Genomic DNA, 23,301 nt, shown 5'->3' with positions numbered 1-23,301 from the left:
GATAACTATCTGTTGTCAGTGAAATTACCCCTATGTTGCTACAGAGGGCCTAATGTTTCAACGAGTAGAAGATCTTTTCTGCCAGAGCTTGCGAAATACCCGGCACTTTTGCAATTTCTTCGACACTGGCGTTACGAAGCCCTTGCAAACCCCCCATATACTTCAGCAACATTTGTCGGCGCTTAGGTCCAACGCCTTCGATGGTTTCCAGCGTGCTGGTGCTTTTCACCTTCGCCCGTTTTTTACGGTGTCCACTGATGGCGTGATCGTGAGACTCATCGCGGATATGCTGAATCACGTGCAACGCAGGGGAATCCGGCGGCAGGCTAAACCCCTCACCTTCCGGTTCAAAGAACAGAGTTTCCAGGCCGGCTTTGCGATCTGCCCCTTTTGCCACCCCCAGCAACAGAGGGTGCTGTTTATCCCAGGACACGTCCAGTTCAGCAAAAACAGCTTTCGCCTGCCCTAGCTGGCCTTTACCACCGTCGATCAAAATAACATCCGGGATCTTACTTTCTTCTATTACCTTACCGTAACGCCGACGTAGTACCTGGTTCATCGCCGCGTAATCATCACCCGGCGTAATACCCGTAATGTTATAGCGACGATACTCTGCGCGCAGCGGCCCGTTAGCGTCAAAAACCACGCAGGAGGCAACGGTCTGCTCCCCCATCGTGTGGCTAATGTCAAAACACTCCATGCGTTTCACCGCAGGCAGTTTCAGCACGGATGCCAGCGCCGTCAGTCGTTGGGTAATCGTGGACTGCTGGGAAAGTTTGGTGGTTAACGCCGTAGCCGCATTAGTACGCGCCAGCTTCAGATATCGGGCGCGATCGCCTCGCGGCTTCGTCTGGACGTTAATCTTCCTCCCGGCCAGCTCAGACAAAGAGTCAGCCAACAGCGTCTTATCGCTAAGATTGAAATCGAGCAGGATCTCACCAGGCAAGGTACGCACCTGGCTACCCTGTAAATAGAACTGCCCAACGAAGGTTTCAACCACCTCGCCCAGCTCCGTTCCCCCGGGCACTTTAGGAAAATAGCTGCGACTGCCTAACACTTTGCCCTGACGAATGAACAATACATGTACGCAGGCCATCCCGGCATCAAATGCCACGCCGATGACATCCAGATCGTCGCCAGTATTGGAAACAAACTGTTTTTCAGTGACGCGGCGAACCGCCTGAATTTGGTCGCGGATACGCGCGGCCTCTTCAAACTCAAGGTTCTGACTGGCCTTCTCCATCCGGGCGATCAGTTGCGTTAACACCTGATCGTCTTTGCCGGATAAAAACAGCCGTACATAGTCAACCTGCTGCGCGTACTCTTCTTCACTCACCAGACCGGCGACGCATGGCCCAAGGCAACGGCCAATCTGATATTGCAAACAGGGGCGTGAACGGTTGCGATAAACGCTATTTTCGCACTGACGTATTGGGAAAATTTTCTGCAACAGCGCCAGTGTTTCACGGACAGCATAACCGTTAGGAAATGGTCCAAAGTATTCACCTTTAGCATGCTTCGCACCGCGATGCGTCGCCAGACGCGGATGGGTATCGCCACTCAGGAAAATAAAGGGATAGGATTTATCGTCGCGCAGTAATACGTTATAGCGCGGTTGATACAGCTTGATGTAATTGTGCTCAAGCAATAATGCTTCAGTTTCGGTGTGCGTCACCGTGACATCAATCTGCTGAATTTGTGCCACCAGCGCTTCGGTTTTACGCGACGCGAGGTTGCTGCGGAAATAGCTGGAGAGCCGTTTTTTCAGGTCTTTCGCTTTACCGACATAGATAACCGTCCCGGCGGTATCGTACATACGATAGACGCCAGGCTGGCTGGTCACAGTTTTCAGAAACGCTTTAGCATCGAACTGATCGGTCACAGGCTTGTTAATGTCTCCGCATTACACAGGCCATGGCGAATTGCCAGGTGAGTCAGCTCCACATCACCATGAATGTTTAATTTACTGAACATTCGATAGCGATAGCTGTTCACTGTTTTGGGACTAAGATTCAGTTGCTCTGAGATCTCATTGACCTTCTGGCCTTTGGTGATCATCAGCATAATCTGCAACTCGCGTTCAGACAAACTGGCAAACGGGGTTTCCGTTTTCTCTGGCTCAATCTGGCTAAGCGCCATTTGTTGAGCAATATCGGAAGCAATGTAGCGCTGTCCGGAAAAAACCGAACGAATCGCACTCACGACTTCCTGAGGGGCTGCCCCCTTACTGAGATAGCCCGCGGCTCCCGCCTGCATAACTTTTGCCGGCAGCGGGTTTTCGGTATGAACAGTCAACATGATCACTTTAATGTCAGCCGAGGAACGCGCAATTTTGCGGGTTGCCTCCAGACCGCCAATACCGGGCATATTCATGTCCATCAGCACAACATCGACGGCGTTAGCGCGGCACCATTTGACCGCATCTTCGCCGCAGCACGCCTCGCCGACAACTTTAATGCCTTTTATATCTTCCAGAATGCGTCGTATCCCTGCGCGCACCAGTTCGTGGTCATCAACAAGAAAAACGTTGATCAAAGGAATATCTCCAGAATAGGGATAACGCTACCGATAGTTAATCGGTCCTATGTTAACGGGTTTTATCTCAACTTTGAAATCTAAAAAACACCCGACTTTCGATTTTGCTCTCGTTTTTGGAAATTAGATTGTACGAACCGTGGAAACTTTCATGGCTGAAGGGCTTTTGCCAGCGGTTATATCTGCATAGCTGTTTCAGAATAGTGACAAAAAATTCATATTCTTACGCCGAATGCTAAATAGGAAGGTAAGCTTGTAACAATAATTAACGAGTAAAATACTCGGAATAAACAAAGAGTGGAGAAAATATATGCACCGCAACATCTTGTTTATTTTAATCTCATTGGGTTTTGTTTGCGCAAAAAACAACCTCAGATATTTTTAGCCGAGCTTATGGTATACTCCGCCGCCTTGACGTTTGCCATCGCACTTTTTCATTGAAACATAACGAGGAAAATAAATGAGTACGCCTGATTTTTCCACTGCTGAGAATAATCAAGAACTGGCTAATGAAGTCACCTGCCTGAAGGCCATGTTAACGCTGATGCTGCAGGCAATGGGACAAGCCGATGCAGGACGCGTGATTCTTAAAATGGAAAAACAGATCGCGCTGATTGAGGACGAAACACAGGCCGCGGTATTTACCAGCACTGTTAAACAAATTAAACAGGCCTATCGTCAGTGATAAGAAACCGGCTGACAGCGATGCTCTCAGCCGGTTTTGCGTCTGACACTCAGAACGACATTTTATTCAGATAAGCCCCGTTGCGGCGGCATAACAGGCAATCTGTGTTTTGTTTGGCGCGTTAAACTTCTTCTGCATATTCTTCTGATGAAAGTTAACGGTATTTTCAGAGATCGACAGAATCATTGCTATCTCGGAAGAGGTTTTCCCCTCAGCGGTCCATTTCAGAATCTCTTTTTCGCGCTTACTAAAACGCATCTCCGGCGCCATGACCATGTCATCTTCCAGCCGCATAAGTACTGACAGACTTTCTCGTACCAGCAGTTGCATCCTGAGCTCGACTTCATCCTGCGCAAAGCGGCCATTACGTAAACTTGCGCGAGACACAGACAAAAAACCTAGTGCCCGGTTTGGCAACATCAAGCACTGCGTCATCCCCTTGCGCAGACCGTGATTACGCGCGGCGTCCCACAACGGCTGTGCGTCACGGAACAAGGTATCATCCCACGGTAAGTGGCCCTGACTGAAGTTTTCGGGTTTCAGTACCGGATCGATAGCGAAATAATTTTCTGATTGATAATGTGCAACCCATGCTTTGGGATACGTCGTATGAAGTACCGTTTTAGGTCGGGTAAAGGGTACGGGATGACGGACACAGAGCGCATAAAAGTCGAACTCTAAGTGCTGCGTCTGATGTTGTAATTCGTTATAGACATCCTCTGCCGCCGCCATTTCCTGAAAGCGTAACAGCATGCTCCGTCGCCAGGTGAAGAAATCATGATCCTGCATACTAAGTGGTAATGCCCCTGAGATTGATAATCATCCAAATGTATGAAACAAGCTAACACATAAATGTATTTTATATATGCAAATTATCGGACAAATAAGAAATTACTTGAGTGTAACGTAACAGCCCACAATGCTGGCAGGATGAAGCAATAATAATAAAGCAGTAATTATAAATAGTTATGCAATGAGCACTCACCAAAAAACTATTTCGATGAGTGCTCTCTAACCTTTTATTGCATCAGGAACTTTTCAAGAAACTGACGGGTTCGCGGTTGCTGCGGATGAGTAAATAAGGATTTTGCAGGCCCCTGCTCCACTATCTTGCCCTGATCCATAAATATCGCCCGGTCAGCAACGTCACGCGCAAAGCTCATTTCATGTGTCACAATGACCATGGTGCGTTTTTCCTGCGCCAGCTGACGAATTGTATTAAGCACTTCGCCAACCAGTTCCGGGTCCAGCGCGGAGGTCGGTTCATCAAAAAGAATCACTTCCGGACGCATAGCCAGCGCCCGGGCAATGGCGACACGCTGCTGCTGACCGCCGGATAACCGCCGTGGATAGCTGCTCTCTTTACCCGCAAGCCCAACCTTTGTCAGAAGTTCACGCGCGCGCGCTGTCGCTTCCGCCTTCGGTTCTCCCTTCACAATGACCGGACCTTCAATAATGTTTTCCAGTACTGTGCGATGTGGAAATAAATTAAAGTTCTGGAACACAAACCCCACATGCTGGCGCAACTGGCGAATCAGTCCTTTCTGCTGGCTTAAGGAACGTGCGGTATCAATGGTAATGTCTCCGACCTTGATGGTGCCCGCCTCTGGTTGTTCCAGCAAATTAATACTGCGCAGCAGCGTAGTTTTGCCTGAACCGCTCGGCCCAATAATCGCCACAACTTCACCAGGCTTAACGTCCAGATCAATGCCGTGCAGTACCGTTTGCCCGTGAAATTTTTTCACCAGGTTTCTGACTTCAATAGCACTCATTTCGGATCTCTCTCCTGGCGGTTGAGCTGTTCTTCAAAATAGTTCTGCAGCGCAGAAAGCACCGTCGCCATGACCCAGTAAATCAGCGAGGCCGCCAGATACATGGTAAACACCTCAAGCGTACGTGAAGTAATCAGCTGCGCCTGGCGGAACAGTTCCGGTACCTGGATGGTCGCGGCCAGTGATGTGTCTTTCACCAGACTGATAAAACTGTTGCTCAGCGGCGGCAATGCCACGCGTGCCGCCTGCGGTAGAATCGCCCTGCGCATCGTCTGCCACGGTGTCATACCGATACTCGACCCAGCTTCCCACTGCCCTTTGTCAATGGAGGAGATGGCCGCACGCAGCGTTTCTGCCGCGTAAGCCGCAGTATTCAGCGACAGACCGATCATTGCAGCCGGAATCGGGTCCAGCTCAATACCAAACTGCGGCAGACCGTAGTAGATCATAAACAGCTGGGCAATTAACGGCGTACCGCGAAAGATAGAGATATAAAAGCGCGCCAGCCAGCGCACAGGTAACAGTGATGACAAACGCATTAGCGCCAGGATGAACCCCAGCACCAGGCCAAAAAACATCCCGCCGATACTCAGTTGGAGCGTAAATACCGCCCCTTTCAGCAGATACGGCAGCGAATCAATGACCAGTTGGATACTTTCTTGCATTAGTATTTTTCTACCTGGTTGTCATACATGTGGATGGTAGGCAAATAACGCAGGTGCCCCACCGGTATGAATAAAGAGGATTGGCCCTTCATCTTTAAAGCGTTTCTGGCTGATACCGTCAATCAGGCCTGCCATCGCTTTACCGGTATACACCGGGTCCAACAAGATGCCTTCCAGACGTGCCAACAGTTTTACCGCCTCCATGCCTTCTTCATTTGGCGTACCGTAACCCGGCGCAAAATAATCATCCCACAGTAAAATATCTGCCGCCGCGGTCAGTTCCAGCTCACTGGCAATCGCCTGCTGAAGCGCAACGACTTTTGGTTTTTGGTCAGCAACGCTGCGTGAAACGGTGACGCCGATAAGCTCAACGTTCGGCATCAATTGTTCCAGCCCTACCGCCAGCCCGGCGTGCGTTCCTGCGCTGCCCGACGCCACCACGACGGATGAAAGTTCTACTGCACCTTCACATTGCTGAGCAATTTCCAGCGCGCTTTCGACATAACCCAATGCGCCCAACGCGTTAGAACCGCCAACCGGGATCACATACGGGCGGAACCCCTGCGCTTCAATCCGTGTCGCCAGTTCCTGAAGCTGCGCATTCGGATCGGTTAGCGCATCACACATTTCAATCTGGGTATTGAACAGATCCAGCAACAGTCGGTTACCGTTACTGAGGTAATTTTCCGCCGTCGTGCCTATCGGGTTTTCTAACAGCGCCACACAGTGAAGCCCCAGCTTCGCCGCGACCGCCGCCGTCTGACGCACGTGGTTCGACTGGATAGCCCCTGCGGTGATCAATGTGTCTGCGCCTTCACGCAGCGCGTCCGCCGCCAGAAATTCCAGTTTGCGCAGTTTATTACCGCCCATCGCCATCGGCGTGACGTCATCGCGTTTAATAAAAATATCGCGGCCGAGATAATCAGAGAAACGCGGGAGATATTCGAGCGGCGTTGGCGCGCCAATAAATTCCAGACGGGGAAAGCGCGTTAAGTTATGCAGTGGCATAGAGCCTCCGGTGTTTACTCATCATCTTGTGGGCAGCAAGCAGCCCAAAAGCCTGAGAGGAGAAGTTGTTGTGATGTTCTTTTTATTATGCACGTTCAGGCGCAATGGAATAAAAAAAGGCGCTGTTAAAGGCGCCTTTTTTATCCGAATGATGATTATTTCGTCACATCCGCTCCAAACCATTTTTCGGACAGGGCTTTCAGCGTGCCGTCTTTTTGCATCTCGGCAATGGCTGCATCCACAGCTTTCAGCAGATCTTCATTGCCTTTACGTAGCGCCACACCAGATTCCTGGCGTGAGAACGCTTCACCGGTCACGGCCAGGGTGTCTTTGGTTTTCTTCACCAGATCCAACGCGGCCAGACGGTCAACCAGAATGGCATCGATACGGCCTACGCGCAGATCCTGATATTTGGTCGGGTCATCATCATAGGTACGAATATCTACGCCCTGCACGTTCTGACGCAGCCACTCTTCGTAGTTGGTCCCCAGACCAACACCGACTTTTTTACCTTTCAGGTCCGCGGCGGTCTTAATCACGCCTTCGTTACCTTTCTTCACCAGCGCCTGGATACCAGAAACCGTATACGGGGTAGAGAAATCGTATTTCTTCTTACGTTCGTCAGAGATGGTTACCTGGTTTATCACCACATCGATACGTTTGGAATCTAACGACGCCAGCATACCGTCCCATTTGGTCGGCTTGAGCGAGGCTTTCACACCCAGATGTTTAGCCAGCTCCTCGGCAAATTCCACCTCAAAACCGGTCAGTTTGCCGTCGTCACCCTGGAAACTAAACGGGGGATAAGTCCCTTCCAGCCCCACCAGCAGCGTGCCGCGCTCTTTCACTTTATTTAACAGACCTTCGTCCGCAAATGTTTTTGCGCTCATACCCGCGACAAGTGCAACAGCCATTACACCCATCAGCGCCTGACGTCCCAGAAGTGCTAATTTCATAGTTACCCCGAATATTGTCATTAGTGACTGCTATTTATCCACAAAATCATTCGAGTTGCATCAAGGCGGCAAGCGAGTAAGTCCCCAGGAGCTTACTAAAGTAAGTGACTGGGGCGCCAACGCAGAGACAGCTTGAAGGATGACGTGTGTATGAGCGTAGTGTAGAACGTTCGCCGTAATTCACAAACACGACTCTGTTACACCTTATTCGTTTTTAATATATATCAGAACTGGCTGTCCAGGCGGATTTCTGCATATGCCCCATATGCGTATGGGCTTTAAACTGCTCATACTTACGTAGCGCAATGCGGTAGTTATTGGTGCTGGTTTCTGGCAGCCACGGAGCGAGGTTTTCGTCGAGGAATCCTTCCTGCAGCAGGTCGTGGGAAATTTTTTGTTCGGTCAGATGATTGCCAAGACGACGCAGGCGAACAACATATTCGCGCACCGTACCGTGGCTCATTTCGGTTTGCTCAAACAAAAATTGTTTAAAGCCGATAATGTCAAAGAAGTCGCTTTGCTCTTTGCAATGCAAATCACCGCAGAAACGGCACAACGCCACCCACTCTTTTTTCTCTTGCGCCCATTCAGCATCATCAAGCAACGTGTCCAGGCGGGAGATGGCTATCTTATTCACAATCTGCCCGCGGCGAACCAGCGTGATCCTGTCGAGCAACTTAAAGCAATGGGCGCAATGCGTCTGGCTGTGTTTGAAATCTTTGAGGTAGCGGCTTAGTGGCCGTCTTTTTGATTGCTGCACCGTCATGAGAACTCCTGGTAGTCAATACGTTATGCGGCATTGTTCAGGGGCAAAGATTACCCCTTATAGCTTACCCAGCTTGGTGCGTAGACGTTTGATAGCCTGGCTGTGCAACTGACTGACCCGTGATTCGCCGACTTCCAGAACAGCACCAATCTCTTTCAGATTCAGCTCTTCCTGATAGTACAGCGTCAATACCAGCTTCTCGCGCTCCGGCAATGCGTCGATCGCATCCATCACGCGCTGACGGAGGTTCCCCTCAAGAAGCTGTTGTAACGGGTTTTCTTGCTGATGCTCTTCTGTCACCAGCTCAATACTATCGCCATGCTCTTCCCGCCACTCGTCGTATGAGAAGAGTTGGCTGTTATTGGTATCAAGCAACATCTGACGATACTCTTGTACAGGGATCCCCAGACGCTCCGCCACTTCTGTTTCCGTCGCGTTGCGTCCTAATTCCTGCTCCAGTTGCCCCATCGCCTGTGCCACTTCGCGGGCATTGCGCCGAACGCTACGCGGCACCCAGTCCCGGCTGCGTAGTTCATCCAGCATAGCCCCACGAATACGCTGCACTGCGTAAGTGGTAAATGCCGTTCCTTGCAAAGCGTCATATCGGTCAACTGCATTCAATAACCCGATGCCGCCCGCTTGTAGCAGGTCATCCAGTTCCACGCTCGCCGGCAAGCGCACCTGAAGGCGCAATGCTTCGTGACGCACCAACGGTACATAACGCTGCCACAGCGAGTGTTTATCCATTACACCTTCAGCGGTATACAGTGAATTCACGATAAACAGCCCTGCGTTAAATGAGTTATCGGCATGATTATCCGTTTCTGCAGGGGGTTCTATCGGAGGAATAAGGCTATAAAAGAAGGGTTATTTCACTTATGTAGGTTATGGGGTTATTTCGCGGAGAAAATAATCAGCCATAAATCAAATGGTTAACGTGCCAGGGATGCGCTTTCACGCATCCCTGGTAAAATTATGTCAAGAGATGAATCATCGACAGGTCATCACCCGTTCTGACGGTCTCGATGTGCTTGTGGAAGTTCTCATGCACGATCGGATTATGCTGGCTCAGGGAATGGAAGCTGTAGACGATATTGATCGCATCTTCCTTCTCCAGATATGTTCTCTCATAGGCACTTGCGGCGATCAACATTTTGATAAAGTAGTATTCAACGCCTATCATGTATAAGGATCGTAACGGGTCTACATTCTTTTGATTCGGGAAGTTGTTTTCCCAAATTTTATACAAAATAAGATTTTTAAGATCGAATCCAGTCTCATCCTGTTGCTCGTAAACCTTCTGCCAGGTCGCCTCTAGTCTGGCGATCCCCTCATCTACAGACTGCATATCGTCCTGAGTTAACGTTCTCAGTAAACACTGAATATAATAATTCAGCACACCACTCGATCTGCTCCCTGAGTTACTGCGAAAATAGTCCTGCAACAAAAGCACTAAGGATAATTTGATATTTCGATCCGCCGAGAAATCTGACAACTCTTTTCTTAACTCGCCCGATTGAAGTTGAGTCAGCAGCGCATGATAAACGGGTTCAATCTCTGCCAACGCAGTATTATCAACCGCCTTAAATTTCTCGATAAATAACGCAAACTTAATCAGCGCATAAAGTCCGGCGTTGATATCACGCCCAGCCTGATCAACAAGACTTAAACAAAAAAGATTCAACAACTTTTGTTGTGGTGTAAGCGCGGGTTTAACATTAGCCTGCGGCTTAACGATGCTTTTTTCATTTAACATCATCGCATTAGGGTCTGTTAATACAATGCTAACAACCTCAGGGCAGGATAAATTTAGCGATTTTCTCACATCATTTTTATAGACGCGCTCAATACGCGGGAATGTCTGACAGGTCGTACTTAGCGCCTGGGCCCCGAGCGTTTTTTGTACCTGACACAGACTCTCTTCAGTCAGATAAGGACAGTTCCCTGTGTTATCCGCAAGTTTAATCATCCCCCACTGCGTAATATCTTTCTTAAGCAGAATAATATTTTCTTTAGCAATACTTCTAATATTCTCATTTTTACTGGAGACATACTTATTCACCGTTGCCTTATCCAGATGTATATTCCAGCCTTTACAGCAATGATCGCGACATTGCGTGCCAGTGCACTGAAACGTAGTCACAAAATGGGGTTCAGTAACGGTAATTTCTTGCATTCTTCAGACTCCAGTATAGAAAAAAGGCAGCTTTCGCTGCCTTTATTGTCTCTAATGACTGAGTAACCCAATCGATGGATTAACGCAGTAAAGAGAGGACGTTTTGCGTGGTCTGGTTAGCTTGTGCCAGAACAGAGGTACCCGCCTGCTGCAGAATCTGCGCGCGAGACATGTTAGACACTTCAGTCGCGTAGTCGGAATCTTCGATACGGCTACGAGCAGAAGACAGGTTGTTCACAGTGTTACCCAGGTTGGTGATTGCAGATTCAAAACGGTTCTGAATCGCACCCAGGGAGCTACGGAATTTGTCAACTTCGGACAGCGCGTTATCGATTTTTTCCAGCGGGTTGGTAGTAAGATCCGGCTGAGCTGCAAGGGCAGTCCCAGGAGTAGCATCACCAGATGTTTTATCGAAGGTTACAGATTTGTATGTGGTACCTTCTTTAACAGCAAAAGTGACCTTATTCGTTGTTGCGTCTTTATAAGATACCAGTTCCTGACCTTTCGCCAGACCAGCACCACTGTAGGTAACGTCTTTATTAATTTCATTCTGCTTATTATAACCAGTTGGTGCGGCACCTTTAGTTGCAACGTCAAAAGTGATAGTACCCGCTTTCTCATCTACTTTTGCTTCGTAGTAATCGGCATTATCTTTAACATAATATTTGCCATCAGTGGCTTTACCCAGTTCAGCACCAGCAGATAAAGTCGGTGCAGGACCATTCGTCGCCGTCATGATAGATTTATCTACAGTGACTTGTGCCGATACAGTTGCACCTTTAGCAACAGTGGATGCAATTGGTTTGGTAATATCGAGATTATCCAGACCCAGGGTTGTTTTATCGATTTTTTTCAAGTCGATAGTAATGGTTTCGCCGTCTTTCGCGCCAACCTGAATAGTCAACTGACCATCTTCATTCAGCACTTTTTTGCCGTTGAAATCAGTCTGTGCAGATACACGGTTGATTTCATCCAGACGCTGGCTAATTTCATCCTGAATGGATTGCAGGTCAGATTTGGAGTTAGAACCGTTAGCGGCCTGTACGGACAGTTCACGAACACGCTGCAGGTTGTTGTTGATTTCAGACAGCGCACCTTCAGTGGTCTGGGCAACAGAGATACCGTCGTTAGCGTTACGGGACGCCTGAGTCAGGCCTTTGATGTTAGAGGTGAAACGGTTAGCAATCGCCTGGCCAGCAGCATCATCTTTCGCGCTGTTGATTCGCAGACCGGAAGACAGACGCTCGATAGCGGAGCCCAGTGCAGACTGAGATTTGTTCAGGTTGTTTTGGGTCAACAGCGACAGGCTGTTTGTATTGATGACTTGTGCCATGATCTTTTCCTTATCAATTACAACTCGATGTTATTGGGCTGTTGCCCACGGTTTCTGACCGTAACCCATGTATCGGCACCGTAAATTCGAACTTTAGAAAATTTTTAGTTTCCGTCGTTTTTTTTCTTAGCCCGCGAAATACCCTCTATATGCACCACTATTCTGCGCATTATTTTCACCAAACTATCATTAAACTTTGCGCGCAGATTGCCGATAACCCGCATAACAATTGTTTGCAATCACAAGGAATCGGGCATGGCTTCATTTACATCATTGGGCGTAGGCTCAGGCTTACCACTGGACACGTTGCTAAACAACCTGACTATTGCTGAGAAAAAACGTTTAAATCCAATTACTCAGCAACAGACCGATAATACCGCCCGCCTGACGGCCTACGGTACGTTAAAGAGTGCGCTGGAAAAATTCCAGACGGCCAATACGGCATTAAATAAACCGGAACTGTTCAGAAGCAGTAATGTAACCAGCAGTACCGAAGATCTGAAAGTCACCACGGAAGCCGGCGCGGCTCCAGGTATTTATACCATCAGCGTTACGCAGTTGGCGCAGGCACAATCTTTAAGTACTGCAACGGTTGGCTCAAGCAAAGACGCTCTCGGTGACGGCTCTGCCACCCGTACCATCAAAATTGAGCAGCCGGGCCGCAAAGAGCCGCTTGAAATTAAACTGTCGCAGGACAAAACCACGCTGGACGATATCAGTAAGGCGATAAACGATACCGATAGCGGTATCTCTGCCAGTATCGTCAAGGTGAAAGACGGCGAGTTTAAACTGGTACTGACCGCCGCCGAAGGTATGGACAGTAAGATGACCATCTCGGTAGACGGCGACAGCAAGCTTAGCGATCTGCTGGCCTACGACAGCACGGCCGGTACCGGAAAAATGACCGAGCTGGTTAAAGCGCAAAACTCGCAATTAACCATGAACGGGATCCCGATTGAGCGCCAGAGCAATAAAGTGACCGATGCGCCGCAGGGCGTCACGCTGGAACTGACCAAAAAGGTCACTGATGCCCGCGTGACCGTGACCAAAAGCAATGACAAAGCGACAGAAGCCATTAAAGGCTGGGTTGATGCTTATAACTCGCTGATTGATACCTTCAATACGCTGACCAAGTATAAAGCGGTTGATGCAGGGGCTGAAGGTCAGGATAAAGATAACGGTGCGCTGGTGGGCGATAGCGTGGTACGTACCATTCAGACCGGTATTCGCGCACAGTTTGCCAACTCTGGTACTGACGGTGCCTTTAAAACCCTGAATGAAATTGGCATCAAACAAGATGGCAAAACCGGCAAGATGACCATCGATGATACCAAGCTGAAAAAAGCGCTGGATGAAAACACCGCTTCAGTACGTGAACTGTTGGCGGGCGACGGTAAAGAAACCGGTATTACCACCAAGATTGCCGCTGAAGTGAAAAGTTATCTGGCTGATGACGGCATTATCGACAATGCGCAAGACACGATTAATACCACGCTGAAAAAACTGACCAAACAGTACCTGTCCGTGAGCGCCAGTATCGACGACATGGTTGCGCGTTACACCGCCCAGTTTACCCAGCTGGATAGCATGATGAGCAAGCTGAATAACACCAGTACCTATCTGGGTCAGCAATTTACTGCGATGAATAAATCCTGATAACACGAGGTAAGCATGTATACCGCGAGCGGTACCAAAGCCTATGCACAGGTCAGTGTGGAGAGCGCCGTAATGAGCGCCAACCCACATCAGCTGATCGAAATGTTGTTTGATGGCGCGAACAGCGCCCTGGTGCGCGCTCGCCTGTTTATGCAACAGGGCGATATTGTCGCCAAGGGTGAAGCCCTCAGCAAAGCCATTAACATTATTGATAATGGTCTTAAAGCGGGCCTGGATCAGGAAAATGGTGGTGAAATCGCCACTAATCTGTCATCGCTGTATGACTATATGATCCGCCGTCTGCTGCAAGCGAATTTGCGTAATGATCGTCAGGCGATTGAAGAAGTCGAAGGGTTACTCGGAAACATTGCGGATGCCTGGAAACAGATCTCACCAAAAGCGTCGTCCCAGGAGTCCCGTTAATGACCTCAGCCGTGGAGTTTATCAACCGTTGGCAGCGCATTGCGCTGCTCAGTCACTCGCTGCTGGAACTGGCACAGCGAGGTGAATGGGACCTTTTACTGGAACAGGAAGTTACCTATCTGCAAAGTATTGAAGTGGTCATGGAAGAACAAACTCCATCAGGCATTACGCGAAGCGTTCAGGATTTGATTGCCGGGTATATTAAACAGACGCTGGATAACGAACAGTTGCTCAAAGCATTACTGCAGCAGCGTCTGGATGAACTCAGCACACTGATCGGTCAGTCAACCCGCCAGAAGACGCTAAATAACGCCTACGGCCGGCTTTCCGGTATGTTGCTGGTTCCGGATGCCCCAACTGCCCCACAATAATTTCCCGTTACGTCTGAATAATCTTCCATACTCCAGAGGTCGGCCAAACGGCTTCTGGAGCACGGAAGATGAAAAATCCCACCCTATTGCAGTACTTCCACTGGTATTACCCTAATGGCGGCCAGCTCTGGCCGGAACTCGCCGCACGCGCGGATGGACTTAACGATATCGGCATCAATATGGTATGGCTGCCTCCCGCCTATAAAGGTGCGTCCGGCGGGTACTCCGTTGGCTATGACTCCTACGATCTGTTTGATTTAGGCGAATTCGACCAGAAAGGTACTATTGCCACCAAATACGGCGATAAAAATCAGTTACTGGCGGCAATCGACGCGTTAAAGCACAACGATATCGCGGTACTGCTGGATGTAGTGGTCAACCACAAAATGGGTGCCGATGAGAAAGAGCACATTCAGGTTCAGCGCGTCAACGCCGATGACCGCACGCAGATTGACGATGAGATCGTCGCATGCGAGGCCTGGACCCGCTACACCTTCCCCGCCCGTGCGGGTCAGTACTCTCAATTCATTTGGGACTACAAATGCTTCAGCGGCATCGATCATATTGAAAATCCCACCGAGGACGGCATTTTTAAAATCGTTAATGATTATACCGGCGAAGGCTGGAACGATCAGGTCGATGACGAACTGGGCAACTTTGACTACCTGATGGGTGAAAATATCGATTTTCGCAATCATGCCGTCACCGAAGAGCTCAAATACTGGGCTCGCTGGGTGATGGATCAAACCCATTGCGATGGTTTTCGCCTGGATGCCGTCAAACACATCCCGGCATGGTTTTATAAAGAGTGGATCGAGCACGTCCAGGAAGTCGCCCCGAAGCCGCTGTTTATCGTGGCGGAATACTGGTCCCATGAGGTCGATAAACTGCAAACCTATATTAACCAGGTCGAGGGGAAAACCATGCTGTTTGATGCCCCTTTGCAAATGAAGTTTCACGAAGCATCCCGCCAGGGGCGCGATTATGACATGAGCCAGATTTTCACCGATACGCTGGTGGAGGCCGATCCCTTTCATGCGGTGACGCTGGTTGCGAACCATGACACCCAGCCGTTACAGGCGCTGGAAGCCCCGGTCGAGGCATGGTTTAAGCCGCTGGCCTACGCGCTGATCCTGCTGCGCGAAAACGGCGTGCCGTCGGTATTCTATCCCGATCTCTACGGTGCACATTATGAAGATACTGGCAGTGATGGCGAAACCTACACCATCGATATGCCGATTATTGAACAACTTGATGAATTGATCCTGGCCCGCCAACGCTTCGCCCACGGCGTACAGACGCTCTATTTTGATCATCCAAACTGTATCGCCTTTAGTCGCAGCGGTACGGATGATGATCCCGGGTGCGTCGTCGTGCTGTCCAATGGCGATGACGGTGAAAAGAGCATCGCGCTTGGCACAAATTACGGCAATAAAACCTGGCATGATTGTCTGGGAAATCGTGAAGAAAGCGTAGTGACCGATGAAAACGGTGTGGCGACGTTTCTCTGTGATGGCGGCAGCGTTAGTGTGTGGGTGATTGAAGACGTGTTGTAGCACTTAACCCCGGTGGCGACAGGCTACCGGGGCGCAACGCTTATGGCAGTGGTGTGGCTAACGGCGTTTTCTTTAACACTTCGGCACACTCCAGCGTCGGGCGATCTACCCGTTGCAGCGTCATACCGTCATAATCCAGCGTATTGCCATCGCGATCGATTTCATACAGCTCGCGTTTCACCGTCACGTTGGTGAGATCACCAGAGAGCATGGTCAATTTTCCGGGGACGGCAATCACTCGCTGCCACTGACGGCAATCCAGCGTATCCCCCTCTTTGGTGACAATCAGACTGGCGATCGCTTCCGGGCTCACCAGCGCGCGCTGCGGACCTTTCGACTGCCAGTAACCTGCCAGACCGGCAGGGGCTGGTGTTTTCACCACGTCATTATAATTTTGTACTTCGGCGCAGCCGGCAAGCACCAACAATGCACCCACAATTGCTAATTTTTTCATCATTCATCCTGCATGCGAAGAAAAGGGGATTGTGGCATTAAAGCCCTGATGTCGCCAGCCTTTCGGCTGCCCGGAGAAAGATTGATCCAGACGGTGTTACCTCTTATTACTCATAGTCAAAAATTCTGACAGGTGTAATATCCACGCTTCTTGTTACATACCTTCTGAGTTCAGAGGCACAACGCATGTCATGGCAACACTTCAAACAGGCCTGGTTAATTAAATTTTGGGCCCCTGCCCCTGCGGTTATCGCAGCGGGTATTCTCTCCACTTACTATTTCGGCATTACGGGAACCTTCTGGGCCGTTACCGGCGAATTTACCCGCTGGGGTGGGCAAATCCTGCAACTGTTTGGCGTGCACGCCGAAGAGTGGGGATACTATAAACTGATCCACCTCGAAGGCTCGCCCCTGACCCGTATCGACGGGATGATGATCCTCGGTATGTTCGGCGGCTGTTTCGCTGCCGCGCTGTGGGCCAACAACGTCAAATTACGTATGCCGCGCAGCCGGATCCGCATTCTGCAGGCGGTGGTCGGCGGGATGATCGCCGGTTTCGGCGCCCGTCTGGCAATGGGCTGTAACCTGGCCGCGTTTTTTACCGGCATTCCACAGTTCTCGCTGCATGCCTGGTTCTTCGCGCTGGCGACGGCAATGGGCTCATGGTTTGGCGCCCGCTTTACCCTACTGCCAATGTTTCGTATTCCGGTCAAAATGCAGAAAGTGTCCGCCGCTTCCCCGCTGACGCAAAAGCCGGAACAAGCGCGTCGTCGTTTCCGCCTCGGTATGCTGGTATTTATCGGCATGATCGGCTGGGCGCTACTGACCGCAATGGACAAGCCGAAGCTGGGTCTGGCCATGTTGTTTGGCGTTGGGTTCGGCCTGCTGATTGAACGGGCGCAAATCTGCTTTACCTCGGCCTTCCGCGATCTGTGGATTTCCGGGCGTACCCATATGGCAAAAGCCATCATCTTCGGGATGGCGGTGAGCGCCATTGGTATCTTTAGTTATGTACAACTGGGCATTGAGCCGAAGATTATGTGGGCCGGTCCAAATGCAGTGATCGGCGGCTTACTGTTTGGTTTCGGTATCGTGCTGGCGGGCGGGTGTGAGACCGGCTGGATGTACCGTGCGGTTGAGGGCCAGGTACATTACTGGTGGGTGGGACTGGGTAACGTTATCGGTTCGACCATTCTGGCTTACTACTGGGATGACTTTGCCCCTGCCCTGGCCACTCGCTGGGATAAAGTGAATCTGCTCGACACCTTTGGGCCGCTCGGCGGGCTACTGGTGACTTATCTGCTGTTGTTTATCGCATTGATGCTCATCATCGGTTGGGAAAAACGTTTCTTCCGCCGCGCCGGGCTGACGCCTGCTAAGGAATCCGCATGAAAAATATCGTCCCTGATTATCGCCTCGACATGGTCGGTGAACCGTGTCCCTACCCGGCTGTTGCCACGCTGGAAGCGATGCCGCAATTGAAGAAAGGTGAAATTCTGGAAGTGGTCAGCGATTGCCCGCAGTCAATCAACAATATTCCGCTGGATGCGCGTAACCATGGGTATACGGTGCTGGATATTCAGCAGGATGGGCCAACTATTCGCTATCTGATTCAAAAATAAGTGTAAGCCGGATAGCGCTGCGCTTATCCGGCTTACATTCTTTGCACGTTACACCTACACCTGCATCGACATCACTTCCTGGTAGGCTGATACCAGTTTGTTACGCACCTGAATGCCCATCTGCATCGAAACCGACGCTTTCTGCATATCGGTCATCACGTCATTTAGCGCAATGCCTGGCTCACCCAGGGTAAATTTTTCAGCCTGAACGCGAGAGGCGGTTTGCACCTCGCTGATTCTGTCCAATGCCGCGTGCAGCTGTCCGGCAAAACTCACGGTCGATTGTGGCTGCACATCCTGCATTTTTGCTGACATCGCCGTGGCCTGTAGCTGGCTGATAACCCCTTCAATCCCCTGTATTGCCGACATTCTGATCCCCTGGATGATTTTTTACTTAGCAGAGATTACCAGTTCGTCAATAAGATAAAGGCGCTAAATAACGATAAAAAACCTCGGTTTTTAACGCATAGAAAAATTCGAAACCGCAAATAATGAGACCGTCAATTTTTCGAGTTTGCTGACCCGGGAGTGAGTCTTGTTCCACTTTGCAAAAAACGCCGTCCACGATAAGCCACGAGGTGCGAGATGAGTGCGACAGCATCGACTGCAACCCAACTGAAACCTCTCGAGTGGTTAAATCGCCTGCGCGCGAATCCCAAAATCCCTCTGATTGTGGCAGGTGCCGCTGCCGTCGCTATCATCGTTGCGATGGTCCTGTGGGCCAAAACACCTGACTACCGCACACTGTTCAGCAACCTATCCGATCAGGACGGTGGGGCGATTGTCACGCAACTGACGCAGATGAACGTTCCTTATCGTTTCACTGAGGGAAGCGGTGCCATTGAAGTCCCTGCAGATAAAGTTCACGAACTGCGTTTACGTCTGGCACAGCAAGGGCTGCCGAAAGGTGGCGCGGTAGGCTTTGAGTTACTGGACCAGGAAAAGTTTGGTATCAGCCAGTTTAGCGAGCAGGTCAATTACCAGCGAGCGCTGGAAGGCGAATTAGCCCGTACCATTGAAACCCTGGGGCCGGTAAAACGCGCCCGTGTCCATCTTGCGATGCCCAAACCATCACTGTTCGTACGTGAACAAAAGGCCCCTTCTGCCTCCGTCACGGTAAACCTGGAACCGGGTCGGGCACTGGACGAAGGTCAGATTAGCGCGGTAACGCATCTGGTCTCCAGCGCTGTCGCAGGCTTGCCGCCGGGCAACGTGACGCTGGTCGATCAGGCAGGACATCTGTTAACCCAGTCGAACACCAGCAGCCGCGACCTGAACGATGCGCAACTGAAATATGCCAGCGATGTTGAAGGTCGCGTTCAGCGTCGTATTGAATCAATCCTGTCGCCAATTGTCGGTAACGGCAACGTACATGCGCAGGTTACTGCACAGCTGGATTTCGCCAACAAAGAGCAAACCGAAGAGAAGTACAGCCCAAATGGCGACGATTCACAGGCTGTACTGCGTTCACGCCAGCTTAACGTGAGCGAGCAGATAGGAAGCGGAGCGCCTGGCGGCGTACCGGGCGCACTGTCTAACCAGCCCGCCCCGGCGAATACAGCCCCGATTAATACGCCACCGGCAAATCAGCAAAATGCGCAGAATGCGCAAACCACGCAAACGGCGAATAACGCCAATGCTGGCCCGCGCAGTACGCAGCGTAACGAAACCAGCAACTATGAAGTTGACCGTACCATTCGTCACACCAAGATGAATGTGGGTGATGTACAGCGCCTGTCGGTGGCGGTAGTGGTCAACTATAAAACGTTACCGGATGGCAAACCGCTGCCATTAACCGCTGACCAAATGAAACAAATTGAGGACCTGACCCGCGAGGCCATGGGCTTCTCTGAAAAACGCGGCGATACCCTGAATGTCGTGAACTCACCCTTCACCGCAAGTGATGACACGGGTGGAGAGCTTCCGTTCTGGCAACAGCAGTCCTTTATTGAACAGCTGATGGTGGCCGGTCGTTGGTTATTGGTTCTGCTGGTGGCCTGGATCCTGTGGCGTAAAGCGGTGCGTCCGCAGTTGATGCGTCGCAGCGAAGAGGTCAAAGCCGCTCAAGAACAAACACGTATTCGCCAGGAAACGGAAGAAGCGGTTGAAGTTCGCCTCAGCAAAGACGAGCAGACCCAGCAGCGCCGTAACAACCAGCGTCTGGGTGCTGAAGTCATGAGCCAGCGTATCCGTGAAATGTCTGATAACGATCCGCGCGTCGTGGCGCTGGTCATTCGCCAGTGGATAAATAACGAACATGAGTAATCTTAGCGGCACCGATAAAAGCGTCATCTTATTGATGACCATTGGCGAAGATCGCGCGGCGGAGGTCTTTAAGCACCTTTCCACGCGCGAAGTGCAGACCCTCAGTACGGCAATGGCTAACGTGCGTCAGATTTCCAACAAGCAGTTGACGGAGGTTCTGGCCGAATTTGAACAAGAAGCCGAGCAGTTTGCCGCACTGAACATCAACGCCAACGAATACCTGCGCTCCGTGCTAGTAAAAGCGTTGGGCGAAGAACGTGCCTCCAGCCTGCTGGAAGACATTCTGGAAACCCGCGATACCACCAGCGGCATTGAAACGCTCAACTTTATGGAGCCACAGAGCGCCGCCGATCTTATTCGCGACGAGCACCCGCAGATTATCGCTACCATTCTGGTGCACCTCAAACGAGGCCAGGCGGCCGATATTCTGGCGCTGTTCGACGAGCGTTTACGCCACGATGTCATGCTGCGTATTGCTACTTTCGGCGGCGTACAGCCTGCCGCGCTGGCAGAACTGACCGAAGTGCTGAACGGATTGCTCGACGGCCAGAACCTCAAGCGCAGCAAAATGGGCGGCGTGAGAACAGCAGCAGAAATTATCAACCTGATGAAGACGCAGCAGGAAGAAGCGGTTATTACCGCAGTGCGCGAATTCGACGGCGAGCTGGCGCAGAAAATTATCGACGAGATGTTCCTGTTCGAAAATCTGGTGGATGTCGACGATCGCAGCATCCAGCGTCTGTTGCAGGAAGTGGATTCCGAATCGCTGCTGATAGCCCTGAAAGGTGCCGAGCAACCATTGCGCGAGAAGTTCCTGCGCAACATGTCGCAGCGTGCCGCCGATATCCTGCGCGACGACCTTGCCAACCGCGGTCCGGTACGTTTGTCGCAGGTGGAAAACGAACAGAAAGCGATTCTGCTTATCGTACGTCGTCTGGCCGAAACCGGCGAGATGGTGATCGGCAGCGGCGAGGATACCTATGTCTAACGATCTGCCATGGAAAGTCTGGACGCCTGACGACCTCGCTCCGCCAATGGCGGAGTTCGTACTGGCCGATCATACCGACGATCAGCCGTCCGACGAGACAGAAGAGCCACAGCTATCTGCTGAACAACAGCTTGAGCAGCAGTTGGCACAACTGCAGCTCCAGGCCCATGAGCAAGGGTATAACGCCGGCCTGGCTGAAGGTCGGCAAAAAGGACACGAACAAGGTTATCAGGACGGATTGGCCCAGGGGCTGGAACAAGGCCAGAACCAGGCTCGCGCCCAACATGCGCCGATTCATGCCCGCATGCAGCAACTGGTCAGTGAGTTTCAGAATACACTGGATGCCCTGGACAGCGTCATTGCATCGCGCCTGATGCAAATGGCACTGGAAGCGGCGCGCCAGGTTATCGGCCAGACACCCATCGTGGATAATGCTGCACTCATTAAGCAAATCCAACAGCTGTTGCAACAGGAACCGCTGTTTAGCGGTAAACCGCAGTTGCGCGTCCATCCGGACGATCTGCAACGAGTGGAAGAGATGCTGGGGGCGACCCTCAGCCTGCACGGCTGGCGACTGCGCGGCGATCCAACGCTGCATCATGGTGGCTGTAAAGTCTCTGCTGACGAAGGCGATCTGGACGCCAGTGTTGCCACCCGCTGGCAAGAGCTCTGCCGTCTGGCAGCGCCGGGAGTCGTGTAATGACCACTCGCCTGACTCGCTGGCTCAACACGCTGGACAACTTCGAAGAGAAAATGTCGCTGCTGCCTGCGGTACGCCGTTACGGGCGTCTGACCCGCGCCACCGGGCTGGTCCTTGAAGCCACGGGCCTGCAGTTACCGTTGGGTGCCACCTGCGTTATTGAGCGTCAGGATGGCAACGAAACCCAGGAAGTCGAAAGCGAAGTGGTTGGCTTTAATGGTCAACGCCTGTTTCTGATGCCGCTCGAAGAGGTCGAAGGCGTGCTGCCAGGTGCGCGCGTTTACGCGAAAAACATCGCCGGCGAAGGGCTGCAAAGCGGGAAACAATTACCGCTGGGCCCTGCCCTGCTGGGGCGTGTTCTCGATGGCAGCGGGAAGCCGCTTGATGGGCTGCCTGCTCCCGACACCACGGAAACAGGGGCACTAATCACACCGCCGTTTAACCCCCTGCAACGAACCCCGATTGAACACGTGCTGGATACTGGCGTACGGCCTATCAATGCGCTGTTAACCGTCGGTCGCGGTCAGCGAATGGGGCTTTTCGCCGGTTCCGGTGTGGGTAAAAGCGTTCTGCTCGGCATGATGGCACGCTATACCCAGGCTGACGTCATTGTTGTCGGTCTGATTGGCGAGCGTGGACGCGAAGTTAAAGATTTTATTGAAAATATTCTTGGCGCCGAGGGACGTGCACGCTCGGTAGTGATTGCCGCCCCGGCGGACGTTTCCCCGCTGTTGCGTATGCAGGGTGCCGCCTACGCCACGCGCATCGCCGAAGATTTTCGCGACCGCGGTCAGCACGTGCTGCTGATTATGGACTCCCTCACCCGTTATGCGATGGCGCAGCGTGAAATTGCACTGGCGATCGGCGAACCTCCGGCAACGAAAGGCTATCCGCCGTCGGTGTTTGCTAAATTACCCGCACTGGTTGAACGGGCCGGCAACGGTATTCATGGCGGCGGTTCCGTGACCGCATTTTATACCGTACTGACCGAAGGCGATGACCAACAGGACCCTATTGCTGACTCCGCCCGCGCCATTCTCGACGGCCACATAGTCCTGTCCCGTCATCTGGCAGAAGCGGGTCACTATCCAGCCATTGATATTGAAGCCTCAATCAGCCGCGCAATGACCGCCTTAATCAGCGAGAAACATTATGCGCGGGTACGCAACTTTAAGCAGCTACTGTCCAGTTTCCAGCGTAACCGCGATCTGGTCAGCGTAGGCGCCTACGCCAAAGGCAGCGATCCCATGTTGGATAAAGCCATTGCCTTATGGCCACAGCTGGAAGCATTTTTACAGCAAGGCATCTTTGAACGAGCCGACTGGGAAGACTCCCTGCAGGCTTTGGATCTGATTTTCCCTGGTGTGTGAT

General features: G+C 51.4%; 25 protein-coding genes. 12 read left to right on the top strand and 13 right to left on the bottom strand.

Annotated elements, in window-relative coordinates:
• Positions 1 to 49: 49 nt before the first annotated feature.
• Both uvrC and uvrY read right to left on the bottom strand, forming a co-directional pair.
• Entirely contained in the window at positions 50 to 1,882 is a 1,833-nt protein-coding gene (uvrC, locus tag NNO08_RS16935; protein ID WP_271457146.1) for an excinuclease ABC subunit UvrC, read from the bottom strand.
• Positions 1,879 to 2,535, bottom strand: a complete 657-nt coding sequence (gene uvrY, locus NNO08_RS16930; RefSeq protein ID WP_137381533.1) for a UvrY/SirA/GacA family response regulator transcription factor — start codon at positions 2,533 to 2,535, stop codon at positions 1,879 to 1,881. The genes uvrC and uvrY overlap by 4 nt, the downstream gene beginning before the upstream one ends.
• Positions 2,536 to 2,928: 393 nt before the next feature.
• On the opposite strand from uvrY, the gene NNO08_RS23220 reads away from it, so the two are divergent.
• Positions 2,929 to 2,976: a hypothetical protein gene (locus NNO08_RS23220; RefSeq protein ID WP_418222342.1), complete on the top strand. Its 48-nt coding sequence runs from the start codon at positions 2,929 to 2,931 to the stop codon at positions 2,974 to 2,976.
• Positions 2,977 to 2,995: 19 nt separating this feature from the next.
• Positions 2,996 to 3,220, top strand: coding sequence for a DUF2594 family protein (locus tag NNO08_RS16920; protein WP_005127733.1), 225 nt, complete (start codon positions 2,996 to 2,998; stop codon positions 3,218 to 3,220).
• 66 nt (positions 3,221 to 3,286) lie between these two features.
• On the opposite strand, the gene sdiA is transcribed toward NNO08_RS16920, so the two are convergent.
• From sdiA to NNO08_RS16875, 9 genes are all read right to left on the bottom strand, one after another.
• Positions 3,287 to 4,009, bottom strand: coding sequence for a transcriptional regulator SdiA (gene sdiA / locus NNO08_RS16915; RefSeq protein WP_137381532.1), 723 nt, complete (start codon positions 4,007 to 4,009; stop codon positions 3,287 to 3,289).
• A gap of 230 nt (positions 4,010 to 4,239) precedes the next feature.
• Positions 4,240 to 4,992 carry an L-cystine ABC transporter ATP-binding protein TcyN gene (gene tcyN / locus NNO08_RS16910; RefSeq protein ID WP_271442797.1) on the bottom strand — a complete coding sequence of 251 codons (753 nt, stop codon included), beginning with the start codon at positions 4,990 to 4,992 and terminating at the stop codon, positions 4,240 to 4,242.
• Complete coding sequence (gene tcyL, locus NNO08_RS16905; RefSeq protein WP_271457145.1) at positions 4,989 to 5,657, bottom strand: cystine ABC transporter permease; 669 nt, start codon at positions 5,655 to 5,657, stop codon at positions 4,989 to 4,991. Before tcyL ends, tcyN begins: the two co-directional genes overlap by 4 nt.
• 21 nt (positions 5,658 to 5,678) lie before the next feature.
• Complete coding sequence (gene dcyD, locus NNO08_RS16900; RefSeq protein WP_115643231.1) at positions 5,679 to 6,665, bottom strand: D-cysteine desulfhydrase; 987 nt, start codon at positions 6,663 to 6,665, stop codon at positions 5,679 to 5,681.
• A 155-nt stretch (positions 6,666 to 6,820) separates the two neighbouring features.
• Positions 6,821 to 7,621 (bottom strand): cystine ABC transporter substrate-binding protein, encoded by an 801-nt coding sequence (gene tcyJ, locus NNO08_RS16895; protein WP_119174357.1) that lies wholly within the window; start codon positions 7,619 to 7,621, stop codon positions 6,821 to 6,823.
• Between the two features lie 214 nt (positions 7,622 to 7,835).
• Positions 7,836 to 8,387, bottom strand: coding sequence for a flagella biosynthesis regulatory protein FliZ (fliZ, locus tag NNO08_RS16890; RefSeq protein WP_040232441.1), 552 nt, complete (start codon positions 8,385 to 8,387; stop codon positions 7,836 to 7,838).
• Between the two features lie 57 nt (positions 8,388 to 8,444).
• A complete protein-coding gene (gene fliA / locus NNO08_RS16885) occupies positions 8,445 to 9,164 on the bottom strand; it encodes an RNA polymerase sigma factor FliA (protein ID WP_005127740.1) in 720 nt (239 codons plus the stop codon).
• A 196-nt stretch (positions 9,165 to 9,360) separates the two neighbouring features.
• The gene (fliB, locus tag NNO08_RS16880) at positions 9,361 to 10,563 is read right to left on the bottom strand and encodes a flagellin lysine-N-methylase (protein ID WP_271457144.1); all 1,203 of its coding nucleotides are present in this window, start codon (positions 10,561 to 10,563) and stop codon (positions 9,361 to 9,363) included.
• A gap of 79 nt (positions 10,564 to 10,642) precedes the next feature.
• Entirely contained in the window at positions 10,643 to 11,896 is a 1,254-nt protein-coding gene (locus NNO08_RS16875) for a FliC/FljB family flagellin (protein ID WP_271457143.1), read from the bottom strand.
• A gap of 255 nt (positions 11,897 to 12,151) precedes the next feature.
• Here NNO08_RS16875 and fliD point away from each other — a divergent pair, with 255 nt between their 5' ends.
• From fliD to amyA, 4 genes are all read left to right on the top strand, one after another.
• Positions 12,152 to 13,552: a flagellar filament capping protein FliD gene (gene fliD / locus NNO08_RS16870; protein WP_271457142.1), complete on the top strand. Its 1,401-nt coding sequence runs from the start codon at positions 12,152 to 12,154 to the stop codon at positions 13,550 to 13,552.
• A 15-nt stretch (positions 13,553 to 13,567) separates the two neighbouring features.
• Positions 13,568 to 13,975, top strand: coding sequence for a flagellar export chaperone FliS (gene fliS / locus NNO08_RS16865; protein ID WP_271457141.1), 408 nt, complete (start codon positions 13,568 to 13,570; stop codon positions 13,973 to 13,975).
• Positions 13,975 to 14,346 (top strand): flagella biosynthesis regulatory protein FliT, encoded by a 372-nt coding sequence (gene fliT / locus NNO08_RS16860; RefSeq protein WP_005127745.1) that lies wholly within the window; start codon positions 13,975 to 13,977, stop codon positions 14,344 to 14,346. Before fliS ends, fliT begins: the two co-directional genes overlap by 1 nt.
• A gap of 68 nt (positions 14,347 to 14,414) precedes the next feature.
• Positions 14,415 to 15,902, top strand: a complete 1,488-nt coding sequence (amyA, locus tag NNO08_RS16855) for an alpha-amylase (protein WP_271457140.1) — start codon at positions 14,415 to 14,417, stop codon at positions 15,900 to 15,902.
• A 40-nt stretch (positions 15,903 to 15,942) separates the two neighbouring features.
• Here amyA and yedD read toward each other — a convergent pair whose 3' ends face one another.
• Entirely contained in the window at positions 15,943 to 16,356 is a 414-nt protein-coding gene (gene yedD / locus NNO08_RS16850) for a lipoprotein YedD (protein WP_271450236.1), read from the bottom strand.
• Between the two features lie 164 nt (positions 16,357 to 16,520).
• Between yedD and yedE the strand changes: the two genes are divergently transcribed.
• Together yedE and yedF are read left to right on the top strand one after the other, a co-directional pair.
• Entirely contained in the window at positions 16,521 to 17,747 is a 1,227-nt protein-coding gene (gene yedE, locus NNO08_RS16845; protein ID WP_442870785.1) for a selenium metabolism membrane protein YedE/FdhT, read from the top strand.
• Positions 17,744 to 17,977, top strand: coding sequence for a sulfurtransferase-like selenium metabolism protein YedF (gene yedF, locus NNO08_RS16840; RefSeq protein WP_000790504.1), 234 nt, complete (start codon positions 17,744 to 17,746; stop codon positions 17,975 to 17,977). The genes yedE and yedF overlap by 4 nt, the downstream gene beginning before the upstream one ends.
• A gap of 54 nt (positions 17,978 to 18,031) precedes the next feature.
• Here the strand turns inward: yedF and fliE are convergent, their stop codons facing one another.
• Positions 18,032 to 18,346: a flagellar hook-basal body complex protein FliE gene (gene fliE, locus NNO08_RS16835; RefSeq protein WP_271442390.1), complete on the bottom strand. Its 315-nt coding sequence runs from the start codon at positions 18,344 to 18,346 to the stop codon at positions 18,032 to 18,034.
• Between the two features lie 216 nt (positions 18,347 to 18,562).
• Here fliE and fliF point away from each other — a divergent pair, with 216 nt between their 5' ends.
• The 4 genes from fliF to fliI are packed head-to-tail and all read left to right on the top strand — an operon-like array spanning position 18,563 to position 23,300.
• Entirely contained in the window at positions 18,563 to 20,242 is a 1,680-nt protein-coding gene (gene fliF, locus NNO08_RS16830; protein WP_271457138.1) for a flagellar basal-body MS-ring/collar protein FliF, read from the top strand.
• Positions 20,235 to 21,230: a flagellar motor switch protein FliG gene (gene fliG / locus NNO08_RS16825; protein WP_135322317.1), complete on the top strand. Its 996-nt coding sequence runs from the start codon at positions 20,235 to 20,237 to the stop codon at positions 21,228 to 21,230. Before fliF ends, fliG begins: the two co-directional genes overlap by 8 nt.
• The gene (gene fliH / locus NNO08_RS16820) at positions 21,223 to 21,930 is read left to right on the top strand and encodes a flagellar assembly protein FliH (RefSeq protein WP_271442392.1); all 708 of its coding nucleotides are present in this window, start codon (positions 21,223 to 21,225) and stop codon (positions 21,928 to 21,930) included. Before fliG ends, fliH begins: the two co-directional genes overlap by 8 nt.
• The gene (fliI, locus tag NNO08_RS16815) at positions 21,930 to 23,300 is read left to right on the top strand and encodes a flagellar protein export ATPase FliI (protein ID WP_005127755.1); all 1,371 of its coding nucleotides are present in this window, start codon (positions 21,930 to 21,932) and stop codon (positions 23,298 to 23,300) included. Before fliH ends, fliI begins: the two co-directional genes overlap by 1 nt.
• Position 23,301: the final 1 nt, after the last annotated feature.

It is taken from the genome of Citrobacter sp. Igbk 17, from assembly GCF_028069775.1.
In the GTDB taxonomy this organism is placed as follows: Bacteria; Pseudomonadota; Gammaproteobacteria; order Enterobacterales; family Enterobacteriaceae; genus Citrobacter.
This window is presented reverse-complemented; position numbering and strand designations above follow the sequence as displayed.